Below are 26,397 nucleotides of genomic sequence, written 5' to 3'. Positions count from 1 at the left end.
GCGTTTCCCATCGCGGCGGCGCAGCCACCCTCCGCCATGACCGTGTGTGCCTTGCCGAACAGCGACTTGCAGACGACGGCGACGGACAGGCCCTGTTCCCGGGCCTCGATGACCGCTCGCAGTCCGGCGCCGCCGGCACCGATGACCACGACGTCGTACTGGTGCCGTTCGACTTCCGTCATTCCACTCCCTCTTCGGTGAAGTCAGTTGATCAGGCGCAGGTCGGAGATGGTCCCGCTCGCCACGAGCATCACGTAGAAGTCGGTGACGATCAGTGTGGCGAGGGTGGTCCAGGCGAGCTGCATGTGCCGGGTGTTCAGTGTGCTGACCCAGGTCCAGAGCCGGTATCGGATCGGGTGCTTGGAGAAGTGGGTGAGCCTGCCGCCCGTGACATGCCTACAGGAATGGCACGAGACGGTGTACGCCCAGAGCAGGATCACGTTGCAGACCATGACGAGTGTGCCGAGCCCGATTCCGAATCCGCCGTCGGCGCCGTGGAACGCGCGGATCGCGTCGTACGTGTTGATCAGCGAGACGACGAGTGCGACGTAGAAGAAGTAGCGGTGTGCGTTCTGGACTATCAGCGGCAGGCGCGTCTCCCCCGTGTAGGTTCGATGGGGCTCCGCGACCGCGCACGCGGGCGGCGAGAACCACACCGACCGGTAGTAGGCCTTGCGGTAGTAGTAGCAGGTGAGCCGGAAGCCGAGCAGGAACGGCAGCACCAGGAACCCGAGCGGGATGATCATCGGCAACTCGCCGATGGGTGTCCCGAAGTCGCTCGAACCGGGCACGCACGAATCGCTCAGGCACGGCGAGTAGAACGGCGTCAGGTAGTGATAGTCCTCGACGAAGTACGCGGTGCGGACCCACGACCGGACCGATGCGTACACCACGAAGACGGACAGGCCGAGCACCGTCAACAGCGGGGCCAGCCACCACCGGTCGGTGCGGAGCGTGCGTTCCGCGATCCGGGCACGCGTCGGCGCCCCCACACCGGCACTTTCGGGATTCTTCGGCGGCGCGCTCATCCGCGCTCGTAGTGGAGCCCGCCCAGCCCCTCGTCATCGACACCGAGCCACATCGACGCGTCGTACGGGGTGTCCGACACCTTGATTCGCTCCACCGGTTCGCGGTGGACGACGTTCGGTGGCGAGGAGTCGAGGTCCCGCGCGTCGATCTCGAGCCGCTCCAGATCGTTGCTCAGTCGCCGCACGGATGCGGCGTCGCCGTACATCGATCGCAACGAACCGACAGCGCGCCGAAGGCGGTCGATGGTGCGATTCAATTCGAGCATTTCGGAGGTCGACATGTGACCCCTCCCAACCCAGCCGGATGTAGCCGTGACACGAATCACACTACCGACATTCGGAGGGGACGGTGCCGCTTTCGGAACCTCGGAAACTCCGTGGCGATGAATTTCGCGGGGCGGCCGAGTCCATATCTGCAGGACCACCGACAACGCACACCCACCGGGAGGACATCATGGCCGACGCCACGATCGGAAGCATCCTGCTCGCCAGCACTCACCCCGACCGACTACGGGACTGGTATACCGCGGCATTCTCGCCGAAGGTCGAACGCACCCCCGGCGAGCCGGGCTACGACGTCCTCGACTTCGACGGCTTCTACATCATGCTCGACCGGCGTGACGACGTCGGCGACACGAATCCCGAGCCCGGACGCGTACTCCTCAACGTCGAGGTCACCGACGCGCGCGCCACGGCAGACCGGATCGACGAACTCGGCGCGACGTGGCTGTCCCCGCTCGAGGATCGTGACGGCAGCTGGTTCGGCACCACGGTGGATCCCGACGGCAACTACGTCCAGATCATCCAGCTCAGCGCGCAGGCGCGGGCCGAGATGTCCTGACCGACTGCACGGAAAGAGAACAGACATGTTGAGCAATGCGCGAGCATTCAGCGGATTCGCCGTCGACGACATCGCCGCGGCCAAGTCCTTCTACACCGACACCCTGGGCCTCGAGGTCACCGAGGAGGAGATGGGCCTGCTGGGCCTGCATCTCCCGAAGGGCCCCGTGGTGCTGATCTACCCCAAGCCCGACCACACGCCGGCGACGTTCACCATCCTGAACTTCGCCGTCGACGACGTCGAGAAGGCTGTCGACGCGCTCACCGAGCGCGGGATCCGGTTCCTGCGGTACGACGGTTTCGATCAGGACGACAAGGGAATCATGCGCGGCAACGGTCCCGACATCGCCTGGTTCACCGACCCCGCAGGCAACGTGTTGTCGGTGCTCGCCGAATCCTGACGGCACGAGCTCAGAGCCCCGTGAGCGTCGCCTTCAGCCAAGTGTCGTCGAACCACGTGGACGCGGCCGCGCCGAACGACGCGGAGCCGAGGCGCCCGCTGCCCGCGGGCACCGAGCCGACGACGTCGACCCCGGTCACGGCCGGCAGGTCGTCGAGATTGCACCGCTCGGCGAGCCCGGGCTCGTCCGGCCACGACCCGATCACGGTTCCGGCGCAGGCGAGACCGGCCGACGACAGTGCCCGGATCGTGAGCTCGGTGTGATTGAGCGTGCCGAGGCCCGCCGCGGCGACCACGACAGCCGGTGCGTCGAGGGCGCGCGCGAGATCGACGAGCGTGAAGCCCTCGGCGCCCAATCGCACCAGCAGGCCGCCCGCACCCTCGACGAGCACCAGATCGTGCCGGTCGTCGAGTGCGCGGACCGTCTCCACGACGTCGGCGAACCGCAGCATCGGCTGTCCACTGCGCCGGGCCGCGGTGTCGGGAGCGAGTGGTTCGGGGTATCGAGCGAGTTCCACCACCGCCGTGACACCGGACAGTCTGGTGACCTCGGCCAGATCGCCCGGTTCTCCCGGGGCGACGCCGGTCTGCGCGGGCTTGCACACCGCCACGGACAGGCCGGCCTTGCGCGCAGCCGCCGCGAGCGCCGCCGTGACCACCGTCTTACCGACGTCCGTCGACGTGCCGGTGACCACCAGGATGCTCACGCCGAGGCTCCCGCCAGGACGTCGGTCAGCACGGCTTCGATCCGCGCCAGTTCGTCCGCGTCGAGCGTCGCGCGCGCGGTGAGCCGCAGACGCGACGTGCCCTCCGGCACCGACGGGGGCCGGAAGCAGCCGACGTGCAGTCCCTGTTCGCGGCAGGCGGCGGCGGCGTCGACGGCGCGTTGCGGGTCGCCGAGGATCACGGAGACGACGGCGGACTGGGGTGTCCCTGCGCCGGTGAACCGCGCGAGATCCCGCGCACGGTCCAGGACCGACTCGGCACGGTGCGGTTCCCGCCGCAGAACGGCGAGCGCCGCCCGCGCCGCGCCGACGGCCGCGGGCGCCAGTCCGGTGTCGAAGATGAACGTGCGCGCGGCGTCGACGAGATGCGCGCGCACCTTCTCCGACGCCAGCACCGCACCGCCCTGACTGGCCAGCGACTTCGACAGCGTGGCCGTGACGACGATGTCGGGTTCGCCGGCGAGTCCCACCTCGTGCACGAGTCCGCGGCCCCCTGCGCCGCGGACTCCGACGCCGTGCGCCTCGTCCACGACGAGGAACGCCCCGTGGTCGCGGCACACCCGGTGGAGGTCGACGAGAGGTGCGAGATCACCGTCTGCGCTGAACACCGAATCGGTGACGACCAGCGCCCGCTCCTCCGGCCGGGTGGCCAGTGCGCTGCGGACGAAGTCGAGATCTGAGTGCGGTGCGACGGCCACGCGGGCCCGGGACAGCCGGCACGCGTCGACCAGCGACGCGTGGCTACCCGCGTCGGAGACGATCAGCGATCCGGCGCCGGACAGCGCGGTGACGGCACCGAGGTTCGCGGTGTACCCGGAGGAGAACACCAGCCCGGCCTCGGCACCGACGAACTCGGCGAGTTCCGTCTCGAGCAGTTCGTGTTCGGTGGTCGATCCCGTGACCAGACGCGAGCCGGTGGCCCCCGCACCCCACCGGCGCAGCGCGGTCATCGCGCCGTGCAGCACCTCCGGGTGCCGTACGAGTCCGAGGTAGTCGTTGGACGCCAGATCGATGAGCGCGTCGCCGGGCGTGCGTGGACGCAACTCGCGGCGCAGTCCCGCGGCGCGCCGCTGGTCCTCGACGTCGTCGAGCCAGGTGGTGAAGGTGCGGTCGGTACTCACCCCCGGCACGATACGCGACTTGAACGGTGTTCAACCCGGGTGGGCCCGGTTTTCTTCGGGTGGCTAGGGTCGAGACCGTGACCTCCCCGAGCCTGTCCGTCGACGACATCACGTCCCTCGATGCCTCGCTGCTCTGGCATCCGTACGGCGCCTTCCCCGCCTCGACCACCCCGCTCGTGGTGGCCGAGGCGAGCGGGACGCGCCTCACTCTCGCCGACGGACGTGAACTCGTCGACGGCATGAGTTCGTGGTGGGCCGCGGTCCACGGCTACCGGCATCCCGTCCTCGACGCGGCAGCGACGGCGCAGCTCGGGCGGATGAGTCACGTGATGTTCGGCGGGCTCACCCACGAACCGGCCGCGCGGCTGGCCCAGCTGCTCGTGGAGATCACCCCGGACGGACTCGACAAGGTGTTCCTCGCCGATTCCGGTTCGGTGTCCGTCGAGGTCGCCGTCAAGATGTGCCTGCAGTACTGGCGCAGTCGCGGCAGGCCGGAGCGACACCGGTTGCTCACCTGGCGCGGCGGGTATCACGGCGACACGTTCGCCCCGATGAGCGTCTGCGACCCGGACGGCGGCATGCACTCCCTGTGGACGGACGTCCTGGCACGGCAGGTCTTCGCGGGACCTCCGCCCCGCGAGTTCGACCCGCGGTACGTCGCGGAGTTCGAGCGTCTGGTTGCCTCGCACACCGACGAGCTGGCGGCCGTCATCGTGGAACCGGTGGTGCAGGGCGCCGGTGGTATGCGCTTCCACGACCCCCGGTACCTGTCGGAGCTGCGGCGGATCTGCGACGAGCACGGGCTGCTGCTGGTGTTCGACGAGATCGCGACCGGATTCGGCCGCACCGGCGAGCTGTTCGCCGCGGACCACGCCGGCGCCCGACCCGACATCATGTGCGTCGGCAAGGCCCTCACCGGCGGGTACATGACCCTCGCGGCGACGCTCTGTTCCACCGACGTCGCCGAGACCATCAGCGCCGGGGACGCCGGCGGGCTGATGCACGGTCCCACGTTCATGGCCAACCCGCTCGCCTGTGCCGTCGCGGTGGCGTCGATCGAACTCCTGCTGTCGCGCGACTGGCGAGGCGAGGTCGAGACCGTGCGCCGCGAACTCGAATCGGGACTCGCACCGGCCCGGGAACTCCCCGGTGTCCGGGACGTCCGGGTGCTCGGCGCGATCGGCGTGATCGAACTCGCCGAACCCGTCGACATGCGGGCCGCCACCGAGGCGGCGGTGGCCGCCGGGGTGTGGTTGCGGCCGTTCCGGAACCTGATCTACGCGATGCCGCCGTACGTGTGCACCAGCGAGGACGTGCGGAAGATCACAACCGGAATGCTTGCTGCCGCACGGAGCTCCACCCCGGGCCGCTAGCCCGCTCTCGTCGAGCTGAGAGCGACGCGAACGCGGGCTAGTGTTCTCGATATGGAAGCAAGCGAGTCGACCGGCACCACGCCCATTCCCGTGTGGCCCGGCAGCGCCTACCCCCTGGGCGCCACCTACGACGGGGCCGGGACGAACTTCTCCTTGTTCTCCGAGGTCGCCGAGGCGGTCGACCTGTGCCTGATCGCGAAGGACGGCACGGAGACGCGCGTACGCCTCGACGAGGTCGACGGCTACGTGTGGCACGCGTACCTGCCGACCGTCGTTCCCGGTCAGCGGTACGGGTACCGGATCCACGGTCCCTGGGATCCCGCGGCCGGGCACCGCTGCGACCCCAGCAAGCTCCTCCTCGACCCCTACGGCAAGGCGTTCGACGGCGAGTTCGACGGAGACCGGTCCCTGTTCTCCTACGACATCGACGCGCCCGCCGAGCCCGCCCCGGAGGAATCGGAGGATGCCGTCGAGATCGTCGACTCGGACGACGACATCGAGGCCCAGGACGACGCCGAGCTCACCGCGGAGCCCGAGGACATCTCGACGCCGGGACTGCCCGGACACGACTCGCTCGGCCACACGATGACGACGGTGGTGATCAACCCGTTCTTCGACTGGGCTGCCGACCGCGCACCGAAACACCCGTACCACGACACCGTGATCTACGAGGCCCACGTCAAGGGCATGACGGCGACGCATCCCGGTGTGCCGGAAGAGCTTCGCGGCACGTATGCGGGCCTCGCGCATCCGGTGATCATCGACCACCTCGTCGACCTCGGTGTCACCGCGATCGAACTGATGCCGGTACACCAGTTCATGCACGATCAGACGCTGCTCGACAAGGGACTGCGGAACTACTGGGGCTACAACACGTTCGGCTTCCTCGCCCCGCACACCGGGTATTCGTCGGCGGAGAAGCCGGGCGCCGCGGTGTCGGAGTTCAAGGCGATGGTCCGCTCGTTCCACGAGGCGGGCATCGAGGTCATCCTCGACGTCGTCTACAACCACACCGCCGAGGGCAACCACCTCGGTCCGACCATCTCGTTCCGCGGCATCGACAACGCCGCCTACTACCGGCTCGTCGACGGCGACGCCGAGCACTACATGGACTACACGGGCACCGGGAACAGTCTCAACGCCCGGCACCCGCACACGCTGCAATTGATCATGGACTCGCTGCGGTACTGGGTCACCGAGATGCACGTCGACGGATTCCGGTTCGACCTCGCGTCCACGCTCGCCCGTGAACTGCACGACGTCGACCGGCTCTCCGCGTTCTTCGACCTCGTCCAGCAGGATCCGATCGTCAGCCAGGTCAAGCTCATCGCCGAACCGTGGGACATCGGCGAGGGCGGGTACCAGGTGGGCAACTTCCCGGGCCTGTGGACGGAGTGGAACGGCAAGTACCGGGACACGGTCCGCGACTACTGGCGCGGCGAACCCGCGACGCTCGGCGAATTCGCGTCCCGGCTCACCGGCTCGTCCGACCTCTACGAGGCGACCGGGCGCCGCCCCGGCGCGAGCATCAACTTCGTCATCGCCCACGACGGGTTCACCCTGCACGACCTGGTGTCGTACAACGAGAAGCACAACGAGGCCAACGGCGAGGGCAACAACGACGGCGAGAGCCACAACCGGTCCTGGAACTGCGGTGTCGAGGGACCGACGGACGATCCGGAGATCCTCGATCTGCGCGGGCGGCAGAGCCGCAACATCCTGGCCACCCTGCTGCTGAGCCAGGGGACGCCGATGCTGGCACACGGCGACGAGATGGGCCGCACTCAGCAGGGGAACAACAACGTGTACTGCCAGGACTCGGAACTGTCGTGGATGGACTGGTCGCTGGCGGACTCCAACGCCGACCTGGTCGAGTTCACCAAACGGGTGATCGCACTGCGCATGAAGAATCCGGTGTTCCGTCGTCGCCGGTTCTTCGAGGGCACCCCCATCCGCAGCGGTGACCAGACCCGCGACATCGCGTGGCTCACCCCGGCCGGTGAGGAGATGACCCCCGAGGACTGGGACAGCGGTTTCGGGAAGTCGCTGGCGGTCTTCCTCAACGGCGAGGGCATCCCCGAACCCAACCACCGCGGTGAGCGGGTGGTCGGCGACTCGTTCCTGCTGTGTTTCAACGCGCACGACGAGGAGATCGAGTTCTCCACGCCGAATTCCGATTACGCCGACGAATGGGCGGTCGTGCTCGACACCGCCGTCCCGACGGGGGCGAAGGAAGCGGTGATCAAGGCCGGGAATCCGCTGCAGGTCGAGGCCCGGTCGCTGGTCGTGCTGCGCCGGACCGCCTGAGCCGGGGACGACGATGTCGATCACGGCCACCTACCGACTGCAACTACGCGGTGACTGCTTCACCCTGGCGGACGCCGCCGCCGTCGCCGACTACCTGGACGACCTCGGGATCTCCCACGTCTATCTGTCGCCGATCCTGACGGCCACGACCGGATCGACCCACGGTTACGACGTCACCGACGTGACCCGCGTGTCCCCGGCGCTCGGTGGGCGGGAGGCGCTGGCCGCGCTGTCCCAGGAGTTGCGTGGCCGCGGCATGGGCATCGTCGTCGACCTCGTCCCCAACCATGTGGGTGTCGCGAATCCGCGGGAGAACGCGTGGTGGTGGGACGTCCTCACGCACGGTCGCCGCTCCGAATTCGCCGCCTTCTTCGACATCGACTGGAGCGACGACAACGGCGCGGGCGGGCGACTCGCGCTGCCCGTCCTCGGATCGGACGCCGATCTCGACTCCCTCACCGTCGACCGCTCGGGACCCGAGCCGCTGCTCGCGTTCTACGAGCACCGGTTCCCGATCGCCACCGGCACCGACGCAACCGACCCGCAGGCGGTGCACGACGCGCAGTCCTACCGCCTGGTCCCGTGGAACTCCGCGCTCATCGGATACCGCCGATTCTTCGCGGTCAGCGAGCTGGCCGGTATCCGACAGGAAGACCCGCGCGTGTTCGAGGCGTCGCACCGCGAACTGCGGAGCTGGGTGGCGGACGAGTTGATCGACGGAGTGCGCATCGACCATCCCGACGGGTTGTCCGATCCGGCCGAGTATCTCGACCGGCTGCGCGGGCTGATCGGCGCGGACCGGTGGCTCGTGATCGAGAAGATCCTCGGTCACACCGAACCACTGGACGACCACCTGCCGATCGCGGGCACCACCGGCTACGACGCACTGGCCGAACTCGGCGGCGTCTTCGTCGACGCGTCGGGAGCTCCCGCGCTCACTGCCCTGTCGGCGTCCCGCACGGGTGCCCGGGGTGACGCGACGTGGATTCACGAGCACGAAACCGCGATCAAACGTGACGTCGCCGGAACCATCCTCGCCCCGGAGGTCCGGCGCCTCGTCCGTGCGATCCGCGCGGAGACCGGCACCGACTGCAGCGATGCGGACCTGCGCGACGCCGTCATGGCCGTCGTCGCGGCCATGCCCGTGTACCGGTCCGACTACAGTCCGCTCGCCGGGCTGGCGAAGCGCGTGATCGGTGACGTCCTGCGGCGTGAACCGCAACGGTCCGACGCGCTGTCCGCCCTCGCCGCCGCCCTGATCGCCGGCGGTGAGGCGGCCACCCGATTCCAGCAGGTGTGCGGTGCGGTGATGGCGAAGTCCGTGGAGGACTGCCTGTTCTACCGCACCGCCCGGCTGGTGTCGCTGCAGGAGGTGGGTGGCAATCCGGCGAACGTCGGCGTCTCCCCCGCCGAATTCCACCTGGCCGCAGCCGAGCGAGCCACCCGGTGGCCGCGGGCGATGACGACTCTCTCGACGCACGACACCAAGCGCGGGGAGGACGTCCGGGCCCGGATCGGCATCCTGTCGCAGGTGCCGGACCTGTGGGCCGAATGCGTCGATCAGTGGGAACGCATCGCACCCAGCCCCGATCCCGTCACCGGACTGTTTCTGTGGCAGAACCTGTTCGGGGTGTGGCCGGTCGACGGCCGCGCCGCGGGCGACGTGCCCGACTTCCGCGACCGCGTCCACGCCTACGCGGAGAAAGCGGTCCGTGAGGCCGGGACCCGGACGTCGTGGCACGACGTGAACGAAGACTTCGAGAGCGACCTCCACCGCTGGCTGGACACGGTGATCGACGGCACGGTCGGGAAGGCGCTCGGTTCGCTGTGCACCCAGCTGGCCCCGCACGCCTGGTCGGACTCGCTCGGCCAGAAGCTCCTGCAGCTGTGCGGACCGGGGATCCCGGACGTGTACCAGGGAACCGAGCTGTGGGAGGACTCGCTCGTCGACCCGGACAATCGCCGTCCCGTCGATTACGACGTGCGACGGAGCGTGCTCGCGGGACTCGGCGCTCCTCCGCTCGATGCGACGGGCGCGGCGAAGATGCACGTCGTCCGCACGGCTCTGCGCCTGCGCCGGGAACGTCCGGACAGTTTCGTCGGCGGGACCTATGCGCCGGTCTTCGCGTCGGGAACCGCGGCGGAGCATCTGATCGGTTTCGCCCGCGGCCCCCGGGGGTCGTCCGCGGACGTCGTGGCGCTGGCCACCCGCCACACCGTCGGCCTGGAGCAACGCAGCTGGGGCGACACCACCGTTTCCCTCCCGGACGGCACCTGGACCGACCTGCTCACGTCCGCGACGTACGCCGGCGGCCGAGTCGACACCGCGAGACTGTTCTCCCGGTATCCCGTTGCGCTTCTGGCCCTGTGAGTACTTCCTAACCGCCCGCGGTTAACAAGTACTCACAGGGGTACTGGCTCTGGTATGTCGCGACGCGTGGTTGCCCGGGCGTACGGAGGGCCGGAGGTCCTCGCGGTCGTCGACGCGGAGGCTGTGAATCCCGCCCCCGGCGAGGTGGTGATCCAGGTTCGCGCCATCGGGGTCAACCCTTTCGACTACAAGCTCTACAGCGGCGCGTTCGGCGCCGACCCGGACGCCCTGCCCATGCGGCTGGGTAGCGAGGCCGCGGGCGTCGTCGCCGAGGTGGGTGACGCCGCGGCGGGACCGGTGGGCCCGATCTCGGTGGGTGACGAGGTGATCGTGTATCCGGTGTCCGAGTCGTACGCGGATCGACTTGTCGTGTCCGGTGATTCAGTGATCCCGAAGCCGGCGTCGTTGCCGTGGAACGAGGCTGCCGGACTTCTCGCGGTGGGTGCCACCGCGGTCGACACCCTCGACACGGCGAACGTCGGCACCCGCGACCTCCTGCTCGTGCACGGAGCGGCCGGCGGCGTGGGGTCGTTCGTCGTGCAGTTGGGGCGGGCCCGCGGTGCCACGATCATCGGCACGGCGCGCCCCGAGCACCACGACTACGTCCGCTCGCTCGGCGCCGCCCCCGTGTCCTACGGCGCCGGCCTGAGCGATCGGGTCCGCGTCCTGGCACCGGACGGGGTGGACGCCGTCATCGACACCGCGGGCAGCGACGAGGCGATCGACGTCTCCGTGGAACTGGTGCGGGACCGGTCGCGGTTGGTGACGACCGTCCCGGGTCCGAGGCCGGCCGAAGCCGGTTTCCGAGTCGTGGGCGCGCTGGGGCCGGAAGGGATGGAACCGCGTAAGCGGGCCCGCGTCTTCCTCGTCGACCTCGCCGGCAACGGCGACGTTCGGGTGCGCGTCGCGCGCACGTACGCACTGTCCGAGGCGGCGCGCGCTCACGCCGATCTTCGGAAGCCGCACGCGGCGGGCAAATTCATCCTGCTGCCGTAGGCACGCCCCATCAGTGGAGCAGACTCGCCCGGATTGTGGCTTTCACCCAGTTCCGGTACTCGTCGACGTCCCACCCGCACTGCCGGCGCAGCATGGAGTACACCTGCGGCGACACGACCGTGAACAGCACGTCGGCGGCCCGCTGGACGGAGATCTCGGGACGCAGCAGTTCGTGCGCGGCGAGTCCCTCGGCGAGCGTCATCGCATTCTCGGCCGATGCCCGCGCGCCCTCGTCGGCGAACCGCCGCATGTCGTCGTCCGCTCCCGAGGATTCGATCGACGTCGTCATCAGGGTCCCGGCCCGCTCCAGGACGTCGGTGCTGAATCCCACCATCTGGTCGAGGATCCGTTCGACCGGGTCGCCGTCCCGGGGCACGGGCGTGTGGGCCGCGGCGGCATCACCCTCGATGGCCGCGTGAAGTACCTCGTGGAACAGTTCCGCCTTGCCACCGGGGAACGCGGTGAACACCGTGCGGGTCGACACCCCGGCGGCCTCGGCCACGTTCCGCACCGTCGTGCTGACGTATCCCCGGTCGATGAACAGCCGGGCCGCGGCGTCCCGGACGAGGAGACGGGTCCGGCGCGCCGATTCCGCACGCAGCGGCGAACTGTAGGGCCTCTTGGCGGATTCGGGCATGGGCTCACGATAGACGCATTCGATACATCAATCGTGCAACCAATATGGCACAGCGATTCGCCACACATCGACCAGGCGAAACGCCCGATACCTACGACTTCGGGTGTTCCACCCAGGCATCGGATCCGGGAAACACGAGCGCCTCGTGACCGTCGTCGTACCGGACGAGATAGGGCGGTTCGCCGTTCTCTCCGTGTACCTCCACGACCTCGGCGGTCGTCTCGTGCACTCCGACCACCCTGCCCTGAACGTGCAACCGGTCTCCCACTGCTACGTGCATCACTGCTCCTCGCGACGTTCGAGTCCGTACTCTCAGCTTGCTACTTCCGGAACCGGGGCGAAAGGGCCGACTCGCCGCCATCTCTGCCGGCGTGTGCCATCGTGGGGACATGGCTACGTATCGATACCTCGACAAGGACCGTAACGTGCTCGAGGAGCAGGACTTCGGCACCGTGCAGGACGCCGAGGAACACCGGTTGTCCGTTCTCGGCGCCGAGATCATCGAGGAGGTCGAGGACTCCGGCACGCCCGAGAGCTGACTGTCCTGCACGGCCCGCCGCGTCGAGGCATGCTGATCGGGTGCACACATTCGAGGTATGGGCCCCGATTCCGGAATCCGTTTCTGTGGAGGTCGACGGCCGACGCCACGACATGACCCCGTCACCGGACGGATGGTGGCGAGCCGACGTCGACGCGTCGCCGGATTCCCGGTACGCGTTCCTCCTCGACGACAGCGACACCCCACTTCCCGATCCCCGGTCACCGCGCCAGCCCGACGGAGTCCACAGTCCGTCGCAGCTCCACACCCTCGACGAGAGTCTCTGGACCGACTCGCGGTGGACCGGGCGGCAGCTCGCCGGCTCCGTCGTCTACGAATTGCACGTCGGCACGTTCACCCCGGAGGGCACGTTCGCAGCCGCCGTCGACAAGCTCGACCATCTCGTCGCCCTCGGCGTCGATTTCGTGGAACTGATGCCCGTCAACGGGTTCAACGGGACCCACAACTGGGGATACGACGGCGTTCTCTGGTACACGGTGCACGAGGGCTACGGCGGACCGGACGGGCTGCAGACCCTCGTCGACGCGTGTCACGCCCGCGGTCTCGGCGTGGTCCTCGACGCCGTGTACAACCACCTCGGACCGTCCGGGAACTACCTCGACCGGTACGGGCCGTACCTGGCACAGGGCGCCAACACGTGGGGCCGGAGCATCAATCTGGACGGACCGGACAGCGGCGAAGTCCGCCGCTACATCATCGACAACGCGCTGCGGTGGTTCCGCGAGTTCCACATCGACGCGCTGCGCCTCGACGCGGTCCACGCGCTCGTCGACCACACCGCCACCCACCTTCTCGAGGACCTGGCCATCGAGACCCGCCGGCTGTCCGCGCACCTGAGGCGGCCGCTGACGCTCATCGCCGAGAGCGACCTCAACGATCCGCGCCTGATCACGTCGCGGTCGGCAGGCGGCTGCGGCCTCGACGCCCAGTGGGACGACGACGTGCATCACGCCATCCACGCCGCGGTCTCGGGCGAGAGGCAGGGCTATTACGGAGATTTCGGTTCGATGGCCTGCCTCGCCGACACCCTGCGCCAGGGGTGGTTCCACGCGGGCACGTTCTCGACGTTCCGCGGTCGCACCCACGGCAGGCCGCTGGACACCCGCCGGACCCCGGCCAGTTCGCTGGTCACGTACACGTGCACGCACGATCAGATCGGCAACCGGGCGATCGGCGACCGCCCCGGCACGTATCTCGATTCCGGGCAGCTCGCCGTGAAGGCCGCGCTCGTGCTGTGCTCGCCGTTCACGCCGATGCTGTTCATGGGTGAGGAGTGGGGGGCGAGCACCCCGTTCCAGTTCTTCACCTCCCACCCCGAACCGGAACTCGCGCGGGCGACGGCGGAGGGGCGCAAGGCCGAGTTCGCGGAGCACGGCTGGAGCACGGACGATGTTCCCGACCCTCAGGACCCGGAGACGTTCGAGCGGTCGAAGCTCGACTGGGACGAACTGGTCCGCGAACCGCATGCCCGGCTGCTCGACTGCTATCGCTCGTTGCTGCACCTCCGTCGGGAGCGCGCCGAGCTGACGGATCCGTGGCTCGAGAACCTGTCCGTCGACTACGACGAGGCGGAGCAGTGGATCGTGGTGCACCGCGGTGCACTTCGTCTCGCGTGCAACCTGGGCGCCGAACCGGTGAGCGTCCCGGTCGGCGGCTCCCCCGTGCTGTGGTGGGAGCCGCCGACGCAGGACGAGACCGCGTCGGCGACGGTGCTACCGGGTCACTCGTTCGTGGTGCTCGACAGCTCACCCTGACGGTCGCGCAGCATCCGCAGGACGAGGATGGCGGTCGCGAACAGGATCACGGCCGTCGCGCCGGCGGCGACATGCATGCCGTCGACGAACGCCGATTGCGCGGACTCCAGGAACACCGTCCGGGCCGTCTCCGGGAGGTGCTGGGCCTCCGCGACGGCGGCACCGAGCGTGCCCTGCGCTGGCTCGACCTGTTCCGGCGGCAGCATCGACGTGTCGAGGCCGTTCCGGAAGATCGCCATGACGACGCTGCCGAGCACCGCGACACCGAGTGCGATGCCGAGTTCGTATGCGGTCTCGGACACCGCGGAGGCCGCGCCGGCCCGTTCGGGCTCGACGGCGCTGACCACGAGGTCGGACGTCAGGGTCAGTGCGATACCGACACCGGCGCCTGCGAGGCCGAAGCCGATCACGAACATCGTCGGGGCACCGTCCACACCGAGCGTGAGCATCAGTGCCGCACCCACGGCCGCGATCGCGAGACCGCCGCCGAGCACGTGCGAGGTGGCCCACCGGCGCACCATCCAGGCCGCCGCGAGTGCGGTGATCGCGCTCATCAGCATGCCGGGCAGCATCAGCACACCCGATTCGAACGCGCTGTTGCCCAGCACCAACTGCAGGTACTGCGAGCCGAAGAACAGCACGCCGGCCAGCGCGAAGATGGACAGCAGGTTGGTGACGACAGCGGTCGAGAACGCCGGCTTGGCGAACAGGCCGATGTCGATCATCGGGTCCTTCATCGCCTTCTGCCTGCGCACGAACACCACACCGGACACGACGCCGACGAGTCCGACGGCGAGGAGCACCGGGTCGACACCGTGCACCACGGTCTCCTTGACCGCGTACACCAGCGGGAGCATCGTCGTCATCGACAGCGCCGCGCTGATCAGGTCGAAGCGTCCCGGGGCGGGGTCCTTCGACTCGGGGATCACCAGCGGTCCCACGGCGATCAGTACCAGCATCACCGGGATGTTGATCAGGAACACCGAGCCCCACCAGAAGTGCTCGAGCAGCCAGCCGCCGATCAGCGGGCCCGCCGCGGTGCCGCCACCGGCCATCGCACCCCACACGCCGATGGCGAGGGTCCGCTGGCGGGGGTCGACGAAGATCGTGCGGATCAGACCGAGCGTCGCGGGCATCAGTGTCGCACCCGAGATTCCCTGCAGAACGCGGGCCGCGATCAGCATCTCGGGTGTCGGCGACCACGCCGCGATCAGCGAGGCGATGCCGAATCCGGCGGCGCCGAGGAGCAGCAGACGACGCCGCCCGATCCGGTCGCCGAGCGTACCCATCGTGATGAGCAGGCCGGCGAGGACGAACGAGTAGACGTCGATGATCCACAGCAGCTGCGTGCTGCTGGGCTCGAGGTCGGCGCTGATGAACGGCAGTGCGAGGTCGAGCACGGTGCCGTCGACGGCGATCAGGAGGACGGCAAAGGCTAGGACGACCAATCCGAGCCAGTCTCGGCGTGATGCGGAGGACTGACCTGGCGCGCCGTAGGCGTCGTTGATCCCGCGATCCGTGGAGACAGACATTTATCTTCCTGCGACTTTCCGATTCGTGAGCTGGCACGGGGATGAACCGTCCAGCCGGTACAGTTCCGTTACATTACCGTGAACCGTCCGGACGGTAAAGTTATTTCCCGGGTACAGTCCCTCTCCATGGCTGCCGGAACGCGCGATCGAATACTCGACGCCCTCGAGAAGCTGCTGCTCGACGTGGGGATAGCCCAGGTGACCCTCGAATCCGTCGCCGCGGAGGCCGGGGTGTCCAAAGGCGGACTGCTCTACCACTTCCCCAGCAAGGAAGCGCTGCTCGCCGCCATGGTGCGCCGGCTCGGCGATCGGGCGGACGCCCAGCGCGCCGACGCCGTCTCCGGCGGCACCTCGCTGTCCGAGTGGTATCTGCAGGTTCCCGATGCGAGCACCACCGAGGAACTCGCCCTCTACCGTTCGACCATCGCCGCGCTACGGAGCGTCGACGGTCAGCACGACGAGATCCAGAAGGCCGTTACCGAAGTGATGCGAGGCTGGGACGAAGGTCTTCAAAGCGAGATCGACGATCCCGTACAGGCTGAGATCGTGCGACTCGTCGGCGACGGGATCTACCTGTCCGCGCTGCTCGGTCTCCCCATGCCCGAGCCCGAGCTGTACAACAAGGTGGTCGCGCGGCTGCTGCAGAAGTAGCGGCTCAGGTGAGGTAGCGGTACGCGGGGCTCCCCGGCTCCAGGCGTTCCACCTGCATCCGGGACTGCTCCATCCGCTCGAGCAGCTCGCCGAGCCCCTCGGCCTTGCCGAGTTCGATACCCACGAGGGCGGCGCCGGTCTCCCGGTTGTTGCGCTTCACGTACTCGAACAGGGTGATGTCGTCCTCCGGGCCGAGCACCTCGTCCAGGAAGCGGCGCAGCGCGCCCGGCTCCTGCGGGAAGTCGACGAGGAAATAGTGCTTCAGGCCGAGATTCACCAGCGAGCGTTCCAGGATCTCGCCGTACCGCGAGACGTCGTTGTTGCCTCCGGAGATCAGGCACACCACCGTGGAACCCGGCTCGAACGTGATGTTGCCGAGGGCCGCCACCGACAGCGCGCCCGCGGGCTCGGCGATGATGCCCTCGTTCTGATACAGCTCGAGCATCGTGGTGCACAGCGCACCCTCGTCGAGGTTGGCCATCACGAAGCTCTCGGGATCGAGCCGGATCGTGGTGGACCGGTCGGACTGGCCCAGCGATGTGTGCGTCACCACCTCGGCGCCCAGGGCGGACACCACGGCGTAGGGAAGGTCGCCGACCCGCTTCACCGACGCGCCGTCGACGAACGGATCGATCTCCGTCAACGTCACGGGACCACCGGCCACCAGCGCAGCCGTCATCGACGCCGCCCCCGTCGGCTCCACCCCGACGATGGCCGTGCGGGGTGCGTGCGCACGCAGATACGTGGCGATGCCGGCGATGCATCCGCCGCCACCGACCGGGACCAGCACGGAATCGGGGGCCGCACCGAGCTGCGCGAGGATCTCGGCGGCGATGGTGCCCTGTCCGGCCGCGGTACGGGCGTCGTCGAACGGCGCAACCATCGTCGCGCCCGTCCGCCGCACGTCGGCGGCGGCCGCAGCGGCAGCGGCGTCGTACGTCTCCCCCGTCAGGATCAGTTCGACGAACTCTCCGCCGTGCGCACGGATGCGATCACGCTTCTGCTTGGGGGTGTTCGACGGAACGTAGATGCGGCCGGTGATTTCCATCGTCCGGCAGGCGAACGCGACACCCTGCGCATGGTTGCCCGCGCTGGCCGTCACCACTCCGGCCGCACGCTCGCCGGCGTCGAGCTGGGCCATGAGGTTGTAGGCGCCGCGCAGCTTGTAGGAGCGGACGACCTGCAGGTCCTCGCGCTTGAGGTAGACGTTCGCGCCGGTCAGCGACGACAGGCGATCGCTGCGCTGCAGCGGGGTCGCGTCGATCACGTGGGAAATTCGCTCGATGGCAGCGTCGATGTCGCCCACCGTCAGGGGCGAGGTGATGTTCTGGGCTGCGGTATCGGGCGATGTGGACACCCGGATATGTTCCCACTCTCCAGCCATGGGATACCAGTCGGGTTCAGCCGCGCGGATCGAACTGGGACGGTCGCGGCACGTTGCGGACGTTCGACTTCGCCATCTTCACGGCCTCGCCGACACCCCCGTTCATCACCATCTTCGACAGCGCCAACGCGAAACCGGTGACCTGCCCGCCCGTGATGGTCGGCGGCAGTGACAATGCCAGCGGGTCGGTGACCAGATCGACGAGCGCCGGTCCGTCGTGATCGAACGCCTGCCGCAGACCCGATTCGATGTCGGCCGGATCCTCGATCCGGCGGGCGAAGATGCCCAGTGCCGACGCCACCGCCGAGTAGTCGACGGGCGCGACGTCCACCCCGAAATCCGGCAGCCCGTCCACCAGCATCTCCAGCTTGACCATGCCCAGAGTGGAATTGTTGAACACCACGATCTTGACCGGGAGACGGTACATCGCGACCGTCACCAGTTCTCCCAGCAGCATCGACAGCCCGCCGTCGCCCGACACGGACACCACCTGCCTGCCCGGCGCGCACACCTGGGCGCCGATCGCGTGCGGCAGGGCGTTCGCCATCGATCCGTGCAGGGCCGAGGACAGGAACCGCCGCGACCCGTTCGGCGTCAGGTAGCGCGCCGTCCAGACGTTCGACATTCCCGTGTCGGTGGTGAAGATCGCGTCCTCGGCGGCGAGGTCGTCGAGGATCGACGCCGCATACTCCGGGTGGATCGGGATGCGCTGCTTCGCGGGTTTCGTGTACGCACCCACCACCTTGTTCATCAGCGTCCGGTGCTTCTCGAGCATGTCGTCGAGGAATCGGCGATCGTCCTTTCGCCGGATCAACGGGGCGAGGGCACGCAACGTGCTCGCCACGTCGCCGTGCACGGCCAGGTCGACGTTCGTTCTCCGGCCGATTCGCTGTGCGGCCCAGTCGATCTGCGCGGTGCGGACTCCGTCGGGCAGGAACTGGTTGTACGGGAAGTCGGTTCCGACGAGCAGCAGGAGGTCGGCGCCGTGCATGCCGTCGTGCGCCGCCCCGTATCCCAGCAGTCCCGTCATTCCGACGTCGAAGGGGTTGTCGTACTGGATCCATTCCTTGCCGCGGAGCGTGTGGCCGATCGGCGCACCGATCGTGTCGGCCAGGTTCAGCAGATCCTCACGAGCCTCCCGCACACCCTCGCCGGCGAAGATCGCGACCTTTCCCGCCTCGTTCACGGCGTCGGCGAGCGCCTGCACGTCGGCCTGGTCGGGCACGATCGCCGGTACGCCGGTCCGCGGCACCGACGGCGCCTTCCCCTCGGCGGGGCGGTCCGCGATGTCGCCCGGAAGGGTGATCACCGCAACGCCGGACAGCGCGGTCGCGTGCGCGATGGCGGACGCCGTCACGCGTGGCGCCTGAGCGGGACTTCCGATCAGCTCCGCGTACCGGGAGCACTCGACGAACAGGCGGTCCGGGTGGGTCTCCTGGAAGAAGCCGAGCCCGATCTGCTCGCTCGGGATCTGCGCCGCGATCGCAAGTACCGGCGCCCCCGAGCGGTCCGCGTCGTAGAGACCGTTGATCAGGTGCAGGTTTCCCGGGCCGCACGAGCCGGCGCACACCGCCAGCTTGCCGGTGACCTGCGCCTCGGCTGCCGCGGCGAACGCGGCGGCCTCCTCGTGACGCACGTGGATCCAGTCGATTCCGCCCTTCGCCGCGCCGCCCGACCGCCGGACCGCGTCGACGACGGGATTGAGGCTGTCGCCCACGATTCCGTAGATCCGCTGGACGCCGGCGTCCTGGAGTTGACGTACCAGTTGATCGGCAACGGTTTTCGCTCTCATCGGGCCTCCGGTCGGGGGACGGTCGAACGGCGAAGGACAGCGGCGGTGCGGGCGTCAGGCGGGTTCGAGCACGAACACCGGGATCTCCCGATCGGTCTTCTTCTGGTACTCGGCGTAGTCCGGGAACGCGGCGACGGCGCGGTCCCACCAGGCGGTCTTCTCCTCGCCCGTCACCTCACGGGCCACCATGTCCTGTGTGGTCGAGCCGTCGCGGAGTTCGACGTGCGGCTCGGCCTTCACGTTGTAGTACCAGACCGGGTTCTGGGGTGCGCCGCCGAGCGAGGCGACGATCGCGTACGTCCCGTCGTGTTCGACACGCATCAACGGCGTCTTGCGGAGTTTGCCGGATTTCGCGCCGCGGGTGGTCAGCAGGACGACGGGCCTGCCGCCCAGCGTCGTGCCCTTGGCTCCATCGGTGGATTCCATCAACTCGGCCTGATCTGCTGCCCACTTGGACGGACTGGGCTCGTATTCACCTGTGAGTGGCATGCGTCCAGTCAACACCTGATCCGCGAGAACGCGCCACCGATTCCACCGAACGAGCGCACATGCGAAGAACCGCATCCGATTGTTCGTTGCGCCGAACTCCGGGTTCCGAGTACCCTGATCCCACGCGGGGGACGTCCGCTCCCCCGACCCGCGCCAATGAGGTGACCTGCGATGACGACACACGACGCATGGGTGCGCCGCGAGGTTCGCCGCAGCGACCCCGCCCGGACCGTCGACATCGCCGGCGCCGAGTGGCCCCTCTACAAGCTCGAAGCGCTGGCCGTCGCGCTGCTGGTCTTCGTCACGATCCTCGTCGTCACCCAGACGCTGCAGGCGGCCGTCCTCACCGCCGCCGCGATAGCCGTCGTGGTGTGGTGGGCGCGGCGCCTCTTCCCGCCGCGCCCCTAGCCGTCACACGGACAGGCAGCTCGGTCCGAGCAGCGCCTTGAGATCGCCCATCAACGCCGACGACGGTTCCACCCGGAGCACGTCGTCGACCTTCCACAAGGTGACCTCGGTGCCGCCGATCAACCGCACGTGGACGTCCGACGTGCCCGGATGGCGCGTGAGCACCTGACGCAACGCGCCGATCTTGTCCTTGGTGCACTGACGCAGCGGCAGACTGACCGCCAGCGGCTTCGCGACCCCCACTGCCGAGAGATCCGGCACCGCAAGGTCGTTGGCGATGAGTGAGATCCGATCGTCACGAATCGACACTCGCGCCTTGACGAGCACGACGGAGTCCTCCGTGACATCCATCCCGTAGACCGAGTAGGCCTGCGGGAAGAACAGCACCTCGATACCACCGGTCAGATCCTCGAGCTGCGCGGACGCCCAGGTGAGACCGTTCTTGTTGATCCTCCGGTTCACCGACGCGAGGATCCCGCCGACGGTGACCTGGGTGCCGTCCTTGATGTCGCCTTCGAGGATGGTCGGTATCGCGGTGTCGGACTGCGCCGACAGCACGTGTTCGACGCCGTTGAGCGGGTGCCCGGACACGTACAGTCCCAGCATTTCCCGTTCCAGCGCCAACCGGTGCTTCGAGTCCCACTCTTCCTCGGGGATCTTCACGTTGAACACCGAGGAGATCGACTCGTCGGCGTCGTCGCCGCCGAAGAGGTCGAACTGTCCGATCGCCTCCGCCTTCTTGGTGCCCATCACCGCGTCGATGGCGTCGGCGTGGACGAGCATGAGTCCCTTGCGCGGATGGCCCAGCGAGTCGAACCCGCCTGCCTTGATCAGCGATTCGGTGACCTTCTTGGAGCAGGCGGCGGCGTCGATCTTGTTGAGGTAGTCGGAGAAGTCGACGAACTTGGACTTCTCCTTGCGCGCCTTGATGATCGAGCCCACGACGTTGGCGCCGACGTTGCGGACGGCGCCCATGCCGAACCGGATGTCCTCACCGACGGAGGCGAAGTTGACCTCCGATTCGTTGACGTCCGGCGGCAGCACGGTGATACCCATCTTGCGGCAGTCCGCGAGGTAGATGGCGGCCTTGTCCTTGTCGTCACCGACCGAGGTGAGCAGACCGGCCATGTACTCGGCCGGATAGTTGGCCTTGAGGTACCCGGTCCAGAACGACACCAGGCCGTACCCGGCCGCGTGCGACTTGTTGAACGCGTACCCGGCGAACGGGAGGATGGTGTCCCACAGCGCCTTGATGGCGGGCTCGGAGAATTCGTTGGCGAGCATGCCCTCGCGGAAGCCGGCATACGCCTCCTCCAGCACCGAGAGCTTCTTCTTACCCATGGCTCGGCGGAGAATGTCGGCCTGTCCGAGCGAATACCCGGCCACCTTCTGAGCGATCTGCATGATCTGCTCCTGGTAGACGATCAGGCCGTACGTGTCGGCCAGGATCTCCTTCAGGGGCTCCTCGAGCTCCGGGTGGATGGGTTTGACCTCTTGCCGCCCGTTCTTGCGGTCGGCGTAGTCGTTGTGCGCGTTCATGCCCATCGGACCGGGCCGGTACAGCGCGAGCACCGCGACGATGTCTTCGAAGCCGGTGGGCTGCATGCGGCGCAGCAGGTCGCGCATCGCGCTGCCGTCGAGCTGGAACACGCCGAGAGTGTCTCCGCGGGAGAGCAGTTCGTACGTGGCCGGGTCGTCGAGCGCGAGGGTGTCGAGATCGAGGTCGATCCCCCGGTTCGCCTTGATGTTGTCGATGGCGTCACCGATGACGGTGAGGTTCCGCAGTCCGAGGAAGTCCATCTTCAGCAGGCCGATGGCCTCGCACGACGGGTAGTCCCAGCCGGTGATGATGGCACCGTCCTGGGCGCGCCTCCACACTGGAATCGCGTCCATCAGCGGTTCGGACGACATGATCACCGCGCAGGCGTGAACGCCGGCGTTACGGATCAGGCCCTCGAGCCCCTTGGCCGTCTGGTAGATCTTCGCGACGTCCGGGTTGGAGTCGATGAGGGCGCGAACCTCCACCGCTTCCTTGTAGCGCTCGTGGTTCGGGTCCGTGATGCCGGACACCGAGATGTCCTTGGCCATGATCGGCGGCGGCAGCGCCTTCGTGATCTGGTCGGCGATCGCGAAACCGGGCTGGCCGAACTGGACTCGGGCGGAGTCCTTGATGGCCGCCTTCGTCTTGATGGTGCCGAACGTGATGACCTGGGCGACGCGGTCGCTGCCCCACTTGTCCGTCGCGTAGCGCACCATCTCGCCGCGACGGCGATCGTCGAAGTCGATATCGATATCGGGCATGGAGACGCGTTCGGGGTTCAGGAACCGCTCGAACAGCAGACCGTGCGGGATGGGGTCGATGTTGGTGATGCCCATCGCGTAGGCGACGAGCGAACCGGCCGCCGAGCCTCGGCCGGGGCCGACGCGGATGCCGACCTCCCGGGCGTGGTTGATGAGGTCACCGACGACGAGGAAGTAGGCGGGGAAACCCATTTCGAGGATGACGCCGATCTCGTAGTCGGCGCGGGCGAGGTACTCCTCGGGGGGTCCGTCGGGGAACCGGCGATCCAGTCCGCGCATGACCTCCTTGCGCAACCAGGTGCCCTGCGTCTCACCCTCGGGGACCGGGAAGATCGGCATCCGGTCGTGGTGCGCCCAGACGTCGTCGTACGACTGGACCCGCTCGGCGATCAGCAGTGTGTTGTCGCACGCGCCGGGCACCTGGTCGTCCCACAGCGCCCGCATCTCCGCGGCCGGCTTCAGGTAGTAGCCGTCGCCGTCGAACTTGAACCGGGTGGGGTCGGACAGCGTCTTACCGGTCTGGATGCAGAGAAGCGCCTCGTGGTTCTCCGCGGCTTCCTTGGTGACGTAGTGGCAGTCGTTGGTGGCGAGCGGCGGAATCTCGAGCTTCTTGCTGATCTCGAGCAGGCCCTCGCGCACCCGTCGCTCGATCGAGAGTCCGTGGTCCATCAGCTCGAGGAAGAAGTTGTCCTTGCCCCAGATCTCCTGCCACTTGGCGGCGGCCTCGAGCGCCTCGCGGTCGTGGCCGAGTCGCAGCCGGGTCTGGATCTCACCGGACGGGCAGCCCGTGGTCGCGATGATGCCCTCGTGGTGGGTGGCGATGAGCTCTTCGTCCATCCGCGCCCACTTGCCGAGCTGACCCTCGATCGACGCGAGCGAGGACAGCTTGAACAGGTTCCGCAGACCGGTCGCGTTCTCCGCGACCATCGTCATGTGGGTGTACGCACCGCTACCGGAGACGTCGTCGGACTTCTGGCTGCGGTCGCCCCACAGCACGCGCTTGGTGTTGAAGCGGGACTCGGGCGCGATGTACGCCTCGATGCCGATGATCGGCTTGATGCCCTGCTTCTTCGCGACGTTGTAGAACTCGCTGGCGCCGTACATGTTGCCGTGGTCGGTCATGCCGACCGCCGACATCCCCAGTCGCTCGGCCTCTTCGAACAGGGGGCCGACCTTGGCCGCACCGTCGAGCATCGAGTACTCGGTGTGATTGTGCAGATGTACGAACGAGTCAGCCACGTGCGCCTCTCTGAAGGTCTGGGAGCCTCACGAGTGTAGGCCCTCGGACCGACAGCACCGGTCGCCGACGGCGGGTGTCGGAGAAGTCGTGACGCGAGTTACTGGACGGGCGCCTGGGACGGTTCGGTATTTCGCCGCTCGCGCCGGACCCGTACCAGCGCATCGGTACTGAAGATCGCGAGTGCCACCCAGATCAGCGCGAAACCGATCCACCGCGACGCGGGCATGTCCTCGTGGAGAACGGCGACACCCCACGCCATCTGCAGCGCCGGCGTCAGGTACTGCAGCATGCCGAGTGTGCGCAACGGCACCCGTTGCGCGGCCGCGCCGAACAGCAACAGCGGCAGCGCGGTCACCGGTCCCGCGGCCAACAGCAACAGGGTGTGACCCATCCCGAACCCGAGGAACGTGCCTGCCCCGGTGAGGGCGAGGAACACGAGGTAGCCGATCGCGACGGGCGCGGCCACGATTCCCTCGGCGGTCAGGCTCGTCCGCGGGTCGAGCGGCATCACCTTCTTGCACAGCCCGTACAGCGCGAACGACGCGGCCAGGGTCAGCGCGATGTACGGCGGATGCCCGTAGTCGACGGTGATCACGATCACCGCGGCGGCGGCGAGCGCGAGGGCGACGATCTGGGCGGGGACGAGCCGTTCCCGGAAGATCAGGACCCCGAGCAGCACGCTCACCAACGGGTTGATGAAGTAGCCGAGCGCCGTCTCGACCACCCGGTCCGAGGTGACCCCGTAGATATAGGTGCCCCAGTTCACCGCGATGGCCGTCGACGCGGCCGTGACCAGCAGCCAGGTGCGCACACTCAGCCCGCGCAGCGACCGGAGCCGGCCCGAGACCGCGAGGACGACGAACATGAGCGCGAGCGTCCACACCACCCGGTGCGCGAGGATCTCCACCGACCCGGCCGGGCCGAGCAATCCGAAGAACGCCGGGAACGCGCCCCACAGCACGTAGGCGCCGACTCCGCAGGCGGCGCCCACGGTTTCCGCCTTCCTCGCCTTCACGAACCGCTCCCCGGGACGATGCCGTCGTCGGGGCCGGGCGCGACGATCTCGACCTGCTCCGGCAGCAGCGGGCGCACGGCGAACCGCCCGGCGACGGCGTCGGCTCCGAGCGCCTCGACCGCCCGGACGTCCGGGGCGGACCGCAGCGCGGTGAGGGCTTCGTGATCACCGCGGACGACGACACCGATCACGCACGCGCAGTTCCGGGCGAGTTCCTCCGACGACACCGCCGCGATCTGCGCCTGCCGCTCCGTTTCGCCCCTCATCGCCTGGGCGCGTCCGGCGGCCAGGACGCTCGCCCGTGCGAGCGCCGCATCGCCTGCCGCGACGGACACGGGAACGAGGGGTGTCTGCACCCGGTCCAGGGGCACACGGAAGAGCACCTGCGACACCCGGGTGCCGGACGCGGCGTCCCGGACGACCTCCGTCGTCACCGGACGCGTGAACGAGACCAGCGCCCAGTGCTCTCGGCGCGCGTCCGGCGCGTCGAGCGACCGGTCCGCCAGGGCCAGGTAGTCGGCCACCACTTCCCCGTTGTCCGGGCCCAGCGTGTCCGTCGACACGGGCGCCCGCCGGACAGGATGCAGTACTCCGAGCACGACCGTCAGCGCGATCAGGGCGGCGGCGGTGAGCACTGCCGGCACCGCGGTACCGCTCGGGTACGGGCGCCTCACCTCAGCTCGCCCGCAGAACCCCGAGAGCGTCCTCGAGATCCTTCGGGTACTTGGACGTGATCTCGACCCACCGCCCGTCCGCGGGATGCGCGAAACCGAGCGACCGAGCGTGCAGCCACTGCCGCTCCAGCCCGAGACGTTCCGCCAGCCGCGGATCGGCCCCGTATGTGAGGTCGCCGCAGCACGGGTGCCGCAGTGCGGCGAAGTGGACGCGGATCTGATGGGTCCGGCCCGTTTCGAGGTGGATGTCCAGCAGGCTCGCCGCCTGGAACGCCTCGACCGTGTCGTAGTGCGTGATGCTGGGCTTGCCGTCCGCGGTGACAGCGAACTTCCAGTCGTTGCTGCGGTGCCTGCCGATCGGCGCGTCGATGGTTCCGCTGCTCGGATCCGGGTGACCCTGCACCAGCGCGTGGTACCGCTTGTCGATGGTCCGCTGCTTGAATGCGCGCTTGAGGAGTGTGTAGGCGCGTTCCGACGTGGCCACCACCATCACTCCGGACGTGCCGACGTCCAGCCGGTGCACGATGCCCTGGCGCTCGTGCGCACCGGACGTCGAGATCCGGAAGCCCGCGGCGGCGAGACCGCCGATCACGGTCGGACCGGTCCAGCCCACGCTGGCGTGGGCGGCCACACCCACCGGTTTGTCGACGGCGACCACGTCGTCGTCGGCGTACAGGATTTCCATGCCTTCGACGGGTTCCGCCTCGATGGTCAGCGGACGCGGCGGTTCGGGCAGTTCCACTTCGAGCCAGGTGCCTGCGGACAGACGATCGGACTTGCCGACGGGTGCGCCGTCGACG

Annotated in this window: 25 protein-coding genes; 10 read left to right on the top strand and 15 right to left on the bottom strand. The window is 68.4% G+C overall.

Features of this window, described 5'->3' with window-relative positions; genetic code table 11:
* From AZG88_RS53420 to AZG88_RS08385, 3 genes are all read right to left on the bottom strand, one after another.
* Nucleotides 1-182, bottom strand: a 182-nt coding sequence (locus tag AZG88_RS53420) for an FAD-binding protein (protein ID WP_231913885.1), incomplete at its 3' end; no start/stop codon positions are given.
* 21 nt (nucleotides 183-203) lie between these two features.
* Nucleotides 204-1,028: a hypothetical protein gene (locus AZG88_RS08390; RefSeq protein WP_005247566.1), complete on the bottom strand. Its 825-nt coding sequence runs from the start codon at nucleotides 1,026-1,028 to the stop codon at nucleotides 204-206.
* A complete protein-coding gene (locus AZG88_RS08385; protein WP_005247567.1) occupies nucleotides 1,025-1,309 on the bottom strand; it encodes a hypothetical protein in 285 nt (94 codons plus the stop codon). Before AZG88_RS08385 ends, AZG88_RS08390 begins: the two co-directional genes overlap by 4 nt.
* A 173-nt stretch (nucleotides 1,310-1,482) precedes the next feature.
* Here AZG88_RS08385 and AZG88_RS52515 point away from each other — a divergent pair, with 173 nt between their 5' ends.
* Both AZG88_RS52515 and AZG88_RS52510 read left to right on the top strand, forming a co-directional pair.
* On the top strand, nucleotides 1,483-1,869 hold the full coding sequence (locus tag AZG88_RS52515; RefSeq protein WP_061697442.1) for a VOC family protein: 387 nt from the start codon (nucleotides 1,483-1,485) through the stop codon (nucleotides 1,867-1,869).
* A 25-nt stretch (nucleotides 1,870-1,894) separates the two neighbouring features.
* A complete protein-coding gene (locus tag AZG88_RS52510; protein WP_025432863.1) occupies nucleotides 1,895-2,269 on the top strand; it encodes a VOC family protein in 375 nt (124 codons plus the stop codon).
* Nucleotides 2,270-2,279: 10 nt separating this feature from the next.
* Here the strand turns inward: AZG88_RS52510 and bioD are convergent, their stop codons facing one another.
* Complete coding sequence (gene bioD, locus AZG88_RS08370; RefSeq protein WP_005247569.1) at nucleotides 2,280-2,975, bottom strand: dethiobiotin synthase; 696 nt, start codon at nucleotides 2,973-2,975, stop codon at nucleotides 2,280-2,282.
* Nucleotides 2,972-4,123, bottom strand: coding sequence for an 8-amino-7-oxononanoate synthase (locus tag AZG88_RS08365; protein WP_061044208.1), 1,152 nt, complete (start codon nucleotides 4,121-4,123; stop codon nucleotides 2,972-2,974). The genes bioD and AZG88_RS08365 overlap by 4 nt, the downstream gene beginning before the upstream one ends.
* Nucleotides 4,124-4,191: 68 nt before the next feature.
* Between AZG88_RS08365 and AZG88_RS08360 the strand changes: the two genes are divergently transcribed.
* From AZG88_RS08360 to AZG88_RS08345, 4 genes are read left to right on the top strand one after another with little or no spacing between them, the layout of a single operon-like run.
* The gene (locus tag AZG88_RS08360; RefSeq protein ID WP_005247571.1) at nucleotides 4,192-5,487 is read left to right on the top strand and encodes an adenosylmethionine--8-amino-7-oxononanoate transaminase; all 1,296 of its coding nucleotides are present in this window, start codon (nucleotides 4,192-4,194) and stop codon (nucleotides 5,485-5,487) included.
* 51 nt (nucleotides 5,488-5,538) lie between these two features.
* Nucleotides 5,539-7,794, top strand: a complete 2,256-nt coding sequence (glgX, locus tag AZG88_RS08355) for a glycogen debranching protein GlgX (protein ID WP_025432864.1) — start codon at nucleotides 5,539-5,541, stop codon at nucleotides 7,792-7,794.
* 13 nt (nucleotides 7,795-7,807) lie between these two features.
* The gene (gene treY, locus AZG88_RS08350; RefSeq protein ID WP_005247573.1) at nucleotides 7,808-10,165 is read left to right on the top strand and encodes a malto-oligosyltrehalose synthase; all 2,358 of its coding nucleotides are present in this window, start codon (nucleotides 7,808-7,810) and stop codon (nucleotides 10,163-10,165) included.
* 54 nt (nucleotides 10,166-10,219) lie between these two features.
* The gene (locus AZG88_RS08345) at nucleotides 10,220-11,161 is read left to right on the top strand and encodes an NADP-dependent oxidoreductase (protein WP_061044206.1); all 942 of its coding nucleotides are present in this window, start codon (nucleotides 10,220-10,222) and stop codon (nucleotides 11,159-11,161) included.
* A 10-nt stretch (nucleotides 11,162-11,171) separates the two neighbouring features.
* On the opposite strand, the gene AZG88_RS08340 is transcribed toward AZG88_RS08345, so the two are convergent.
* Both AZG88_RS08340 and AZG88_RS08335 read right to left on the bottom strand, forming a co-directional pair.
* On the bottom strand, nucleotides 11,172-11,798 hold the full coding sequence (locus AZG88_RS08340; protein ID WP_005247575.1) for a TetR/AcrR family transcriptional regulator: 627 nt from the start codon (nucleotides 11,796-11,798) through the stop codon (nucleotides 11,172-11,174).
* Between the two features lie 91 nt (nucleotides 11,799-11,889).
* The gene (locus AZG88_RS08335; protein ID WP_005247576.1) at nucleotides 11,890-12,078 is read right to left on the bottom strand and encodes a DUF1918 domain-containing protein; all 189 of its coding nucleotides are present in this window, start codon (nucleotides 12,076-12,078) and stop codon (nucleotides 11,890-11,892) included.
* 109 nt (nucleotides 12,079-12,187) lie between these two features.
* On the opposite strand from AZG88_RS08335, the gene AZG88_RS52505 reads away from it, so the two are divergent.
* Both AZG88_RS52505 and treZ read left to right on the top strand, forming a co-directional pair.
* Nucleotides 12,188-12,337, top strand: coding sequence for a hypothetical protein (locus AZG88_RS52505; protein ID WP_005260252.1), 150 nt, complete (start codon nucleotides 12,188-12,190; stop codon nucleotides 12,335-12,337).
* Between the two features lie 40 nt (nucleotides 12,338-12,377).
* A complete protein-coding gene (gene treZ / locus AZG88_RS08330; protein ID WP_005247578.1) occupies nucleotides 12,378-14,111 on the top strand; it encodes a malto-oligosyltrehalose trehalohydrolase in 1,734 nt (577 codons plus the stop codon).
* Here treZ and AZG88_RS08325 read toward each other — a convergent pair.
* Nucleotides 14,078-15,643 (bottom strand): MFS transporter, encoded by a 1,566-nt coding sequence (locus tag AZG88_RS08325; protein WP_005247579.1) that lies wholly within the window; start codon nucleotides 15,641-15,643, stop codon nucleotides 14,078-14,080. The genes treZ and AZG88_RS08325 overlap by 34 nt on opposite strands.
* Before the next feature lie 126 nt (nucleotides 15,644-15,769).
* Between AZG88_RS08325 and AZG88_RS08320 the strand changes: the two genes are divergently transcribed.
* Nucleotides 15,770-16,294 carry a TetR/AcrR family transcriptional regulator gene (locus AZG88_RS08320; protein WP_061697441.1) on the top strand — a complete coding sequence of 175 codons (525 nt, stop codon included), beginning with the start codon at nucleotides 15,770-15,772 and terminating at the stop codon, nucleotides 16,292-16,294.
* 4 nt (nucleotides 16,295-16,298) lie between these two features.
* Here AZG88_RS08320 and ilvA read toward each other — a convergent pair whose 3' ends face one another.
* The 3 genes from ilvA to AZG88_RS08305 are packed head-to-tail and all read right to left on the bottom strand — an operon-like array spanning nucleotide 16,299 to nucleotide 19,959.
* Nucleotides 16,299-17,651, bottom strand: a complete 1,353-nt coding sequence (ilvA, locus tag AZG88_RS08315; protein WP_025432865.1) for a threonine ammonia-lyase IlvA — start codon at nucleotides 17,649-17,651, stop codon at nucleotides 16,299-16,301.
* Nucleotides 17,652-17,694: 43 nt separating this feature from the next.
* On the bottom strand, nucleotides 17,695-19,470 hold the full coding sequence (locus AZG88_RS08310) for a pyruvate dehydrogenase (RefSeq protein ID WP_005247584.1): 1,776 nt from the start codon (nucleotides 19,468-19,470) through the stop codon (nucleotides 17,695-17,697).
* Between the two features lie 54 nt (nucleotides 19,471-19,524).
* Nucleotides 19,525-19,959 carry a nitroreductase family deazaflavin-dependent oxidoreductase gene (locus tag AZG88_RS08305; protein ID WP_005247586.1) on the bottom strand — a complete coding sequence of 145 codons (435 nt, stop codon included), beginning with the start codon at nucleotides 19,957-19,959 and terminating at the stop codon, nucleotides 19,525-19,527.
* Nucleotides 19,960-20,130: 171 nt separating this feature from the next.
* On the opposite strand from AZG88_RS08305, the gene AZG88_RS08300 reads away from it, so the two are divergent.
* Nucleotides 20,131-20,367 carry a hypothetical protein gene (locus AZG88_RS08300; RefSeq protein WP_061044204.1) on the top strand — a complete coding sequence of 79 codons (237 nt, stop codon included), beginning with the start codon at nucleotides 20,131-20,133 and terminating at the stop codon, nucleotides 20,365-20,367.
* A 3-nt stretch (nucleotides 20,368-20,370) separates the two neighbouring features.
* Here the strand turns inward: AZG88_RS08300 and dnaE are convergent, their stop codons facing one another.
* From dnaE to AZG88_RS08280, 4 genes are all read right to left on the bottom strand, one after another.
* Nucleotides 20,371-23,907 carry a DNA polymerase III subunit alpha gene (gene dnaE, locus AZG88_RS08295; protein ID WP_061044203.1) on the bottom strand — a complete coding sequence of 1,179 codons (3,537 nt, stop codon included), beginning with the start codon at nucleotides 23,905-23,907 and terminating at the stop codon, nucleotides 20,371-20,373.
* A gap of 98 nt (nucleotides 23,908-24,005) precedes the next feature.
* The gene (gene rarD, locus AZG88_RS08290) at nucleotides 24,006-24,923 is read right to left on the bottom strand and encodes an EamA family transporter RarD (RefSeq protein ID WP_061697440.1); all 918 of its coding nucleotides are present in this window, start codon (nucleotides 24,921-24,923) and stop codon (nucleotides 24,006-24,008) included.
* Entirely contained in the window at nucleotides 24,920-25,597 is a 678-nt protein-coding gene (locus AZG88_RS08285; protein WP_005247593.1) for a hypothetical protein, read from the bottom strand. Before AZG88_RS08285 ends, rarD begins: the two co-directional genes overlap by 4 nt.
* 1 nt (nucleotide 25,598) lies before the next feature.
* The coding region (locus tag AZG88_RS08280) for an RluA family pseudouridine synthase (protein ID WP_061697439.1) at nucleotides 25,599-26,397 on the bottom strand (799 nt) is incomplete at its 5' end.

Origin of the sequence: Rhodococcus sp. LB1 (genome assembly GCF_001583455.1) — a bacterium.
Classification (GTDB): Bacteria; Actinomycetota; Actinomycetes; order Mycobacteriales; family Mycobacteriaceae; genus Rhodococcus_F; species Rhodococcus_F opacus.
The sequence above is the reverse complement of the archived record's forward strand: the minus strand, read 5'-3'. Positions and strand labels throughout refer to the sequence as shown.